Origin of the sequence: Crocinitomix catalasitica ATCC 23190 (assembly GCF_000621625.1) — a bacterium.
GTDB lineage: Bacteria > Bacteroidota > Bacteroidia > Flavobacteriales_D > Crocinitomicaceae > Crocinitomix > Crocinitomix catalasitica.
Map to the genome: position 1 here is coordinate 174355 of NZ_JHXV01000010.1, position 9586 is coordinate 183940.

Genomic DNA, 9586 nt, shown 5'->3' on the forward strand with positions numbered 1-9586 from the left:
AACGCAATAATATATGAATCAAAATATTGATAATGAGAATGACGCTGATCAAAATACAAATGGTCAGAATGAAACCAATAATACTAATTCATCTGGTAACACTGATCAAAATGAAGCTGGTCAAAATGAGTCTAATCAAACGAATTCTGAAGGAAATGTTAACCAAAACGAAGATCCAACAAAAATTCATCTTGATACTAAGCCCAGTGAATTAATTTCAGGTCTATTCAATTTTTTAAAGTCGATTCTATCGCTAAAACACCAAGGCTATAAATATAAAAAAGTAATAGACGAGGCACGTGAAGGGGTTGTATTTGCTGGATATAATGTTTGGATTTTAATATGTTCAATTGTTGTTGCTTCTGTTGGTCTTAACTTAAACTCAATACCCGTAGTGATTGGAGCCATGTTAATCTCCCCTTTGATGGGACCTATTCGAGGATTAGGTTTCGGTGTTGGTACGAATGATTTGCCACTATTGTTTGCATCATTGAAAAACTTTGGTGTCATGGTTGGTGTCAGTTTAGCAACTTCTGTTCTATATTTTTTAGTTTCTCCAATTGATATCGCCACTACAGAATTGTTAGGGCGAACTGAGCCAAGCTTTCTTGATGCAATGATTGCATTTTTTGGAGGTCTGGCCGGTGTCATTGCCTTTACTAACGGAAAAAATGATACGGTTATCAGTGGTGTAGCAATAGCGACAGCTTTAATGCCGCCTTTATGTACGGCTGGATTTGGTATTGCAAATGGAGAATTGACTTATTTTTTAGGTGCTTCTTATTTATTTTTGGTTAATTCACTAATGATTGCCCTGCCAACAATGCTTTTAGTTAGATATGTAGGTTTTCCAAAAAGAGAATATGTGAGTATTCGTATTGAAAAACGTGTTCAAGCTTATATTATAGTATTCTTAGTTGTTGTTTTAGCGCCGTCCGGTTATTTGTTCTATAAAATGACGAAGAAAAGTATTTTTGAAGGTAATGTGATTGAATTCGTAACCAAAGTTGTTGAGCCAAGTCAATCAGGGATGAAGGTTATCACAAATACTAAATTTGATTTCGAAAATTCTGTCATCGAGTTAATTTGCCAAAATAAATATGTTGATTCGTTGGAAGTTCAAAGATGGGAAAGACAATTGGGGCAATACGATCTTGAATATGCTCAAATTGAAGTTATTCAAACTGGTGATAGAGCTTATACAGATATGAAAATAAGTGAAGCATTGAATCAGGCTGGTCGAAATGATAATTTAATTGATTTATTAAAATCGAAAGAGGATAAAATGACGCAGATGAAGGATGAGCTGGAAGCGATTAAAAATGATCCAAACTTAAAAAAGGATCCTTTAGAAGTTGATTTTTTAATGAATGGTTTAAAATTAGAATATGAAGAAGTTGACCATATAATTATTAGTCGAAATTTTGTAATCAACCAAAATAATCAGATCGATACGACTTATTCCGCTTCAATTGATTTTAAGAAAGGTATATCTGCTGACACGCAATTGAAAACGAAAAAACGCTTGTCTAAAAGATTGTTATACGAATTACAACAAAAAACAAAAACGAAACAAGATACTGTATTGATTTATAGTCTACATAAAGATAAATAATGCGGATAAAAGCTTTCTTTGTCCTTCTTTTGGTCAATTCAATTGTAAATGCTCAACTGAATTTGTTTTCCGAAGTTATAGTAGGGAAGGATAAAATTGGCTTGCTTTATGAATTGAATATAGGAACAATAATTCATGAAAAGCAGCAATTAAAAATTGGAGCAAGGCTTTACGAACCTGATAATTTATTCGAAAGAAATATACCAGGAATCGTTTTGGGATATCAATATCGTTTATTAAATACGGAACGTAAGTTGAATGTTGATGTCGGTTATTTATTCCATTTTACGAGTCGTGAACTTTTAAATCATGATATAACACTGTTTGACCATAAACTCACAGTAGTTCCAAATTTTAATATAAATAAGAATTGGCAACTAATCATGAGATTTGCGATTGGCTACGATTTCATTCGACCAACTATCATTCCTAATTCAAATCAAGTATTTACCTTTGTGAATTATGAAGCGAGTTTCGGTATTCAATATGCTATTAATATTAACACTACTCATCAATAGCAGTTGTAAGTCGAATGATTATAAAAAAATAGGACCTGTTTATGGGCACGCAGGAACAGCATTGTCGGAAGAACGATATATATATCCCCCGAATACGCAGGTTTCAATCGATTACGCTTTGCAAGTTTTAGCTGCTGACGGAGTTGAAGTCGATGTGCAAATGACTGCTGATGGAGAGCTTGTTCTTTTTCACGATCAAACTACTGATGAGACAACGAATCGAGCCGGATGCATAAATTCATTCACGTTATCAGAAATTAAAGAGTTTGACTATTATAAAAATTATAAAATCGCTTCTTTAACGGATGTTTTGCCGGGTACAGTCTCATCTGGACATAAAATAATATTAGATCTTAAACATTATAATCAATGTGAAAATAGATTAATAGATTTTGATTTATTTAATGCTGCATTAAACAAAGCTATGAAAACATTAAGTGCTATAGAGAAATCAAATATAATTGTCAATGCACAGAATATTGAGATGTTAAATGCTTTAACTGATACGAAGATCAATAAATCACTAGAAATTGATGATATTAATAAAGGAATTAATTTTGTAGAAAGTAATAGTTTTGATTTTCTGATGTTGAAACTAACTCAAATGACAAAAGAAGAGGCAAAAAAGCTAAATGAAAATAATATACAAATTGGATTATTCAATATTAAAACAACAAATGAAATTAAGCAGGCGCTTGATTTTGAATTCGCATTTTTAATATCAGATAATATTCCGAAAACAAAACACTTGCTAAAACAATAAATATGGCAAAGAAAAATAAAGCAAATAAAAACATCGTGTATTCTACTAATCCAGACTTTAATTACGATGCTGAAGATGACGGTGAGATGGAAACTTTAGCTCCAAACCAGCAAGATTTGAGAGTTCTTGTTGATCGCAAACAAAGAAAAGGGAAAGAAGTGACACTGGTTACAGGTTTCGTCGGTACTGATGATGATTTAAAGGATCTCGGGAAATTATTAAAACAAAAATGTGGGGTAGGTGGAGCAGTAAAAGATGGAGAAATTATCATTCAAGGAAATTCAGGCCAGAAGATTTTAGACTTATTGTTAGGAATGAAATATGGTGTTAAGAAGAGCGGAGCTTTTTGATTGGTATTGCGAGATATGAGTTACCCGATTTCGAACATTGTGAGGTGTGAAACTCAACTAACCAATTAAACCCTATGAAAAGAAAATTTCGCTCAAAATCGGGACTCATATCGCACTAGTTATGAATTTAGTGCTTGACCACTGGTGTAAATTTAGGGTTATTATATGGAGTAAATCATGATGAAAACTTTAACTGTATATTTGATTTATTTATTGGTTGTTTTTATTGGGTAAATTGAGAATATATTTGGCTTTAATTTATTGAGGAATTTTGATATTTTTTTCTCAGAAGCTAATAAATTAATATTACATTTGCTTAATCAATAGAAAAATGGACAAGAGGACTATACTAAATAGTAAACACTTCGAAATTACGCTTAATCGTTTAGCTAGTCAGCTTAAAGAAAATCATCAGTCTTTCGAAAATACTGTTCTCATTGGTTTACAACCTAGAGGAATTCATGTATTGAACAGATTAAAAAAAATTCTCGAAAAAGACTTAAATACAACCATTAAATGTGGCCAGTTGGATATTACATTTTATAGGGATGATTTTAGAAGAAGAGAGCAGCCAATAATTCCAAGTGTTACCAATATCGATTTCATCATAGAAAATAAAAATGTTGTATTAATTGACGACGTTTTATTCTCAGGTAGAACAATAAGATCTGGTTTGGATGCATTATTGGCTTTTGGTCGACCGAAAAGGGTAGAACTATTGACATTTATTGATCGAAGATTTGAACGACACTTACCTATTCAGCCTGATTATACTGGTAAAACAGTAGATACTTTATCAAGTCAACGCGTTTCAGTTGAGTGGCAAGAAGTAGAAGGAGAGGATAAAGTGGTTCTTTTTGAAGAAGCATAGTAATATATAACTGAAATTAAAAAATGCGGGTTTAGTTTATGAATAATTTGAGTGTTGAACATCTTACTGGAATTAAAGATTTAACTAAAAATGATATTGAACTCATTTTTAAAACCGCTGATAGCTTTAAAGATGTTATCAATCGGCCTATAAAAAAAGTACCTTCTCTAAGAGATATTACAATCGCTAATCTGTTTTTTGAAAATTCAACAAGAACTAGATTGTCGTTTGAATTGGCTGAGAAAAGATTGTCTGCAGATGTAATAAACTTTTCTGCTGCGAATTCATCTGTTAAAAAAGGAGAAACGCTAATCGATACGGTAAATAATATTTTGGCAATGAAAGTTGATCTCGTGGTCATGAGACATCCGAATCCAGGTGCGGCTAAATTTTTATCTGAGCGAATAGATGCAAAAGTTGTGAATGCAGGTGATGGTACACATGAACATCCAACACAGGCACTATTGGATGCTTATTCAATTCGTGAGCAATTAGGTCCTGATTTTAAAGGTAAAAAGGTCGTTATAGTTGGAGATATTAGACATTCGCGGGTAGCATTATCAAATATCTATTGCCTTCAAAAATTAGGAGCAGAAGTGATGGTTTGCGGTCCTACAACGTTAATTCCAAAACATATTGAGGAGTTAGGTGTTTTGGTAGAGCACGATCTTAAAAAAGCTTTAGCTTGGTGTGATGTAGCAAATATGTTACGCATTCAGTTGGAACGTCAGGATATTCAATTCTTCCCGTCATTAAGAGAATACAGCATGCTATTTGGCTTGACAAAAGAAATTCTAGATAGTTTGGATAAGAAGATCGTAGTTATGCATCCAGGTCCAATAAATAGAGGTGTAGAAATCTCATCTGATGTAGCAGATTCTGATCAATCTATTATTTTGCAACAAGTAGAAAATGGTGTCGCTATAAGAATGGCTGTAATCTATTTATTGGCCGCTCAAATAAGTAGATAATTACTTATTCAAGTGATTTATCATTTCACTTTTCATTTTTAAGCTTTTGTTTAAAACATATACCTTTTTTATAAAAAAAATTAATAAATTTGGTTGAATACAATTATTGACGTTTATTTCAATAGATAACGAATAAATCGTATTTTTAACGGACATAACGTAAAGAGGATTATTATGAATTTTGAATCTCAAGAAAAAGGTAAGTACACAATTATATTATCGAATGTTGATAAACTGGATGCGAATAATGCATCTGAACTTAAAGCACTTTTCTTGTTGACGAATAAAAAATCTATAAATACGATTGTTTTAGATATAAGCAGGACGAAATATTGTGATTCATCAGGCTTGAGTGCTATTTTAATCGGTAACAGATTGTGTAAGGATAGTGGTGGTGTATTCGTTTTATTTGGTTTACAACCTAACGTTAAAAAGCTAATAGAAATATCTCAATTACAAACAGTACTCAATATTGCTAAAGATATTGATGAAGCTGTTACTCATATTCCTCAAGTGAGTGCGTAATTATACTACAATTATAAAAGTTTAAAGCAAAAAAAAAGGTTGACTATAGTCAACCTTTTTTTTTGCTTTAATAATTTTTAATCTGCGTAACATTCAACTTCTGGATGTTTTGCTCTGTCAAAAACAAAAGTTGAAGCAGGGAGAGATAAGTTTTCATCGAACTTAGTCAGGATGTACTTCATATTTGTTCCGTCTTTTCCTTTAATATAAACAAGCTTAATTTCATTTGTCTCTTTGTCTATTTTAAGAATAACTGTGTGAAATTTACTTTTTGCAGGATCCTTAGGGAATAAATTAATGTGGTGAACCGTACGTCCATTTACAATTTCTTCTTCAATGTATTTAAACGTAAATCCTTTTTCCCAAATTGTCAATAGCTTACTTGGTGATACCATACCTTCATCTTCTGAGTCAGATACTGCCGAAGTATAACATTCAGCATCGTCTTTTAAATAAGTTGTTATAGTAGTACCGTCACAGTAAATTTCCTGATCCGCTAGTTCGACCTTATATTTATCCCCAGATAAAAAAGCTTTACCTTGTTGTTTTATGGGATTACTGTCAGCTCCAGAAATGGTGAGATCAAAACTGAGCGATATAGTCTTATAAGCTTTCGTTTTTGCACTAACCTTATCCAATATTTCTTTTGCTTTATCCGCTTGGCCAAAACTTGCCCCAACAAGTAAAAAGCTGAACATTATTCCTAAAACTTTTTTCATAATATTTATTTTTAATACAAATATCCAAAATTATGCCAAACTTATTTTATGTCGGCTAAAAATAATTCTAAACTTCCTAAATCACTAACTAAAACTTCTCTTGCTTTACTGCCTTTAAAAGGACCTATTATTCCTGCTACTTCCATTTGATCTATAATTCGACCAGCTCTATTGTATCCAATTTTCATTTTCCTTTGTAATAATGATGCCGACCCTTGTTGATGGGTAACTAGTATCCTTGCAGCATCTTCAAATAAGTCATCTCGATCCTCTAGGTCTACATCTAATCCTCCTTCTTCATTTTCTCCTACATATTCGGGTAACAATAATGCTTCTGGATATGCACGTTGATTCCCTATGTATTCACAAATCTTTTCAACTTCGTCCGTATCAACAAATGCACACTGTAGTCGTGTAAGGTCGCTTCCGAAAGAGATCAACATATCACCTCGCCCAATTAATTGTTCCGCACCAGTTGAATCTAGAATTGTTTTAGAATCCACACCAGACGAAACCTTAAACGCTATTCGAACGGGGAAGTTGGCCTTAATCATACCTGTAATTACGTTAACAGATGGACGCTGAGTGGCAACAATTAAATGAATACCAATTGCTCGGGCTAATTGTGCCAATCTAGCAATAGGATGTTCTATTTCTTTACCTGCTGTCATAATTAAATCAGCGAATTCGTCAATTACCACTACTATATAAGGTAAAAAACGATGGCCCAATTCTGGATTCAGTCTTCTTGAGATAAACTTCTTATTGTATTCAATGATATTTCTTACTTGCGCATCCTTCAATAATTCATAGCGATTATCCATTTCAATACACAAAGAGTTCATTGTATTCACCACTTTACTTGTGTCTGTTATAATTGGATCGTCCGAATCTGGTAATTTAGCCAGGAAGTGTCTTTCTATTTTATTATAGAGTGTTAATTCAACTTTTTTAGGATCAACCATTACAAATTTAACCTGGGCAGGATGTTTTTTGTATAGAATCGAAACTAGTATAGCGTTTAACCCAACTGATTTACCTTGACCTGTTGCACCTGCGCAGAGTAGGTGAGGAGCCTTTGCTAAATCAAATACAAATGTTTCATTCGCAATAGTCTTGCCTATTACAATAGGCAATTCCATATCTGAATTTTGAAATTTTTCAGCAGAAATCATTGCGCGCATGGAAACAATTTCAGGTTTAGAGTTTGGTACCTCAATACCAATTGTACCTCTACCTGGAATAGGAGCAATGATTCTAATGCCATTTGCTGCAAGACTTAAAGCAATATCATCAGCAAGATTTTTAATTTTCGAAATTCTAACTCCTGGAGCAGGAACGATTTCATACAGAGTTACTGTCGGTCCAACTGTAGCTTTAATTTTAGAGATTTCGATCTTATAATGACCGAGTGCTTCAACAATTCTATTTTTATTGTTCTCTAATTCCGCCTTATCAATATTCAACTGACCACTACCATATTTATTTAAAAGGTCAAGTTCAGGTAATTTATAACTCGACAAGTCAAGTTTTGGGTCGTATTCACCAAATTCCTTTAGTTTGCTATTAATATCTTTGTCAGAAAGTACTTCTTCAGCGAGTGTTTCTACAACCAATTCAGTTTTGTCTTCTTCGTCAGACTTATTTTCTGTCTTTATTTCTATTCCAATTGGCTCTTCTTCGATAGGAGTTTCAATTTCTAGACTTAAACCGTTATCTGCTTCTTCACTTTCAGGTTTTACTGCTTCTTTAACGTCATCTCCTTCTTCATTTTCATCAAACTCTATGGTTGCGCTTACTGCATCAGTTTTTATTTGTTCGTCTTTAATTGTGTTCACTGCAACAATGTCTACCTGCTCTTTAACAATAACTTTTTCTTCATCTTCATCCGATTCAAAGAATTTCAATTTGGCCCATAAGGCTTTGAAATTAGGATTGAATAAAAAGACTACGCTTATATATAGTAATACTAATAAGAAAAGTAATGCGCCAAACGAACCCACAGCTACTTTAAGCCAAGCATTAAATTGATAACCGAAAGCACCTCCATAAGGGAAACCAAGTCCTGTATCAAAAAAACCTAAACACAAAGAGAATATAACGATACCTATTACCGTTTTTGAAATCGTTTTCTTTAATGGTAGAATTTCTGCTCTGAATAATAAAAAGATTCCTAATAAGGTGAATATAAAAGGAAATAGAAATGAGGATAAACCAAACCAATTATAAATGAATCGATGAGAGATCCATGCGCCAAATTTACCAAGGTGATTTCCTAAATCAATTTCATTCGTATTAAAGATGAATTCAAAGAAGCCTTTATTAATGACAAAGTTTTGATCAAACTGCCAAGTAAACATGTAAGAAATAAAGGCAAGAATTAGATACATCGATATTAGCAGTAATAATGCTCCAACTATACGGTTCGATTTTTCGTTTTTAACGTCGAATAACACTGATAATGGGCGTAATAAGTTGATAGACTTTTTATCAGACGCAGTAGGTGCTGTTTTTTTTGCCTTTTTCGAAGCTTTTGTTTTCGTTTTAAATTTGGGTTTAGATTTCTCTTCTTCACCTTTTAAATCTGCGTTATATTTGTTTGAAACCTTTGCCATATGCAATAAATCCTTCTCAATTTTTATTATTCTACGAAATTATTCATTAATAAGAATCATTCGTCATTATATAGGTGTATCCTTTCAACAAAGTAATGTTAGTTCAATAAGGGATATGAGACGTGAATTAATTTTATCGATGTTGTGCTAATTTACAAGGAGTTAAGAATTAATTTAAAAATAACACAGAATTAATGCGGTTTAATGAAAATAAAGAATGTATCTTTGCGCCCTCGAAACAGGGAACGCCCGACACTCGAGATTGACAAATTAAGTGATGATTTTACTGCAAAGAATGCAGGTTTAAAAAAAGTTTGAAAATAATTCAAATAAAAATCGTCAGAGTAAAAAAAGGGATTACCTTTGCGCCTCTCAAAAGCAGAAACGACTGTTTGAAAAGAGATGACTTATTCGATTTGAGAAGATTTCAAAGGCTTCGAAAAAAGATTAAAAAAAGGTAATTGATTTTAAGGAAAAAATGAAAAGCTTTTGCTTTTGAATGCTTCTTAAATGAAAAACAACCTTGTTAAGAGTTAACTTGAAATAATGATAAAATTGACGCCTTATATATAGGTAAGAAATTAAATCAAAAAAAAAGTTAAAAAAGGTTTGCAAAACAAAAAAAGGTTTTACCTTTGC

Annotated in this window: 9 protein-coding genes; 7 read left to right on the plus strand and 2 right to left on the minus strand. The window is 32.5% G+C overall.

The features are described 5' to 3' along the window. Positions 1 to 13 precede the first annotated feature (13 nt). The 7 genes from T367_RS21845 to T367_RS0108565 all read left to right on the plus strand — a co-directional run bounded on the left by T367_RS21845 (position 14) and on the right by T367_RS0108565 (position 5613). On the plus strand, positions 14 to 1615 hold the full coding sequence (locus T367_RS21845; RefSeq protein WP_051568456.1) for a DUF389 domain-containing protein: 1602 nt from the start codon (positions 14 to 16) through the stop codon (positions 1613 to 1615). Next, positions 1615 to 2133 carry a hypothetical protein gene (locus T367_RS0108540; RefSeq protein ID WP_027419472.1) on the plus strand — a complete coding sequence of 173 codons (519 nt, stop codon included), beginning with the start codon at positions 1615 to 1617 and terminating at the stop codon, positions 2131 to 2133. Before T367_RS21845 ends, T367_RS0108540 begins: the two co-directional genes overlap by 1 nt. Next, complete coding sequence (locus tag T367_RS23835) at positions 2102 to 2896, plus strand: glycerophosphodiester phosphodiesterase (RefSeq protein WP_027419473.1); 795 nt, start codon at positions 2102 to 2104, stop codon at positions 2894 to 2896. Before T367_RS0108540 ends, T367_RS23835 begins: the two co-directional genes overlap by 32 nt. Before the next feature lie 2 nt (positions 2897 to 2898). After that, the gene (locus tag T367_RS0108550) at positions 2899 to 3246 is read left to right on the plus strand and encodes a translation initiation factor (protein ID WP_027419474.1); all 348 of its coding nucleotides are present in this window, start codon (positions 2899 to 2901) and stop codon (positions 3244 to 3246) included. Positions 3247 to 3577: 331 nt separating this feature from the next. After that, the gene (gene pyrR, locus T367_RS0108555; protein ID WP_027419475.1) at positions 3578 to 4117 is read left to right on the plus strand and encodes a bifunctional pyr operon transcriptional regulator/uracil phosphoribosyltransferase PyrR; all 540 of its coding nucleotides are present in this window, start codon (positions 3578 to 3580) and stop codon (positions 4115 to 4117) included. Positions 4118 to 4155: 38 nt separating this feature from the next. Next, positions 4156 to 5088 carry an aspartate carbamoyltransferase catalytic subunit gene (locus T367_RS0108560; RefSeq protein ID WP_027419476.1) on the plus strand — a complete coding sequence of 311 codons (933 nt, stop codon included), beginning with the start codon at positions 4156 to 4158 and terminating at the stop codon, positions 5086 to 5088. A gap of 174 nt (positions 5089 to 5262) precedes the next feature. Continuing rightward, positions 5263 to 5613 carry an STAS domain-containing protein gene (locus T367_RS0108565; protein WP_027419477.1) on the plus strand — a complete coding sequence of 117 codons (351 nt, stop codon included), beginning with the start codon at positions 5263 to 5265 and terminating at the stop codon, positions 5611 to 5613. A 77-nt stretch (positions 5614 to 5690) separates the two neighbouring features. Here the strand turns inward: T367_RS0108565 and T367_RS0108570 are convergent, their stop codons facing one another. Then, the gene (locus tag T367_RS0108570) at positions 5691 to 6332 is read right to left on the minus strand and encodes a LolA family protein (RefSeq protein ID WP_027419478.1); all 642 of its coding nucleotides are present in this window, start codon (positions 6330 to 6332) and stop codon (positions 5691 to 5693) included. A gap of 41 nt (positions 6333 to 6373) precedes the next feature. After that, positions 6374 to 8947 carry an FtsK/SpoIIIE family DNA translocase gene (locus tag T367_RS21855; protein WP_035842997.1) on the minus strand — a complete coding sequence of 858 codons (2574 nt, stop codon included), beginning with the start codon at positions 8945 to 8947 and terminating at the stop codon, positions 6374 to 6376. Positions 8948 to 9586: the final 639 nt, after the last annotated feature.

Bases quoted from the DNA above. Each gene is read 5' to 3' on its own strand.
- T367_RS21845 (WP_051568456.1), top strand. From the start codon at position 14: ATGAATCAAAATATTGATAATGAGAATGACGCTGATCAAAATACAAAT.
- T367_RS0108540 (WP_027419472.1), top strand. From the start codon at position 1,615: ATGCGGATAAAAGCTTTCTTTGTCCTTCTTTTGGTCAATTCAATTGTA.
- T367_RS23835 (WP_027419473.1), top strand. From the start codon at position 2,102: ATGCTATTAATATTAACACTACTCATCAATAGCAGTTGTAAGTCGAAT.
- T367_RS0108550 (WP_027419474.1), top strand. From the start codon at position 2,899: ATGGCAAAGAAAAATAAAGCAAATAAAAACATCGTGTATTCTACTAAT.
- pyrR (WP_027419475.1), top strand. From the start codon at position 3,578: ATGGACAAGAGGACTATACTAAATAGTAAACACTTCGAAATTACGCTT.
- T367_RS0108560 (WP_027419476.1), top strand. From the start codon at position 4,156: ATGAATAATTTGAGTGTTGAACATCTTACTGGAATTAAAGATTTAACT.
- T367_RS0108565 (WP_027419477.1), top strand. From the start codon at position 5,263: ATGAATTTTGAATCTCAAGAAAAAGGTAAGTACACAATTATATTATCG.
- T367_RS0108570 (WP_027419478.1), bottom strand. From the start codon at position 6,332: ATGAAAAAAGTTTTAGGAATAATGTTCAGCTTTTTACTTGTTGGGGCA.
- T367_RS21855 (WP_035842997.1), bottom strand. From the start codon at position 8,947: ATGGCAAAGGTTTCAAACAAATATAACGCAGATTTAAAAGGTGAAGAA.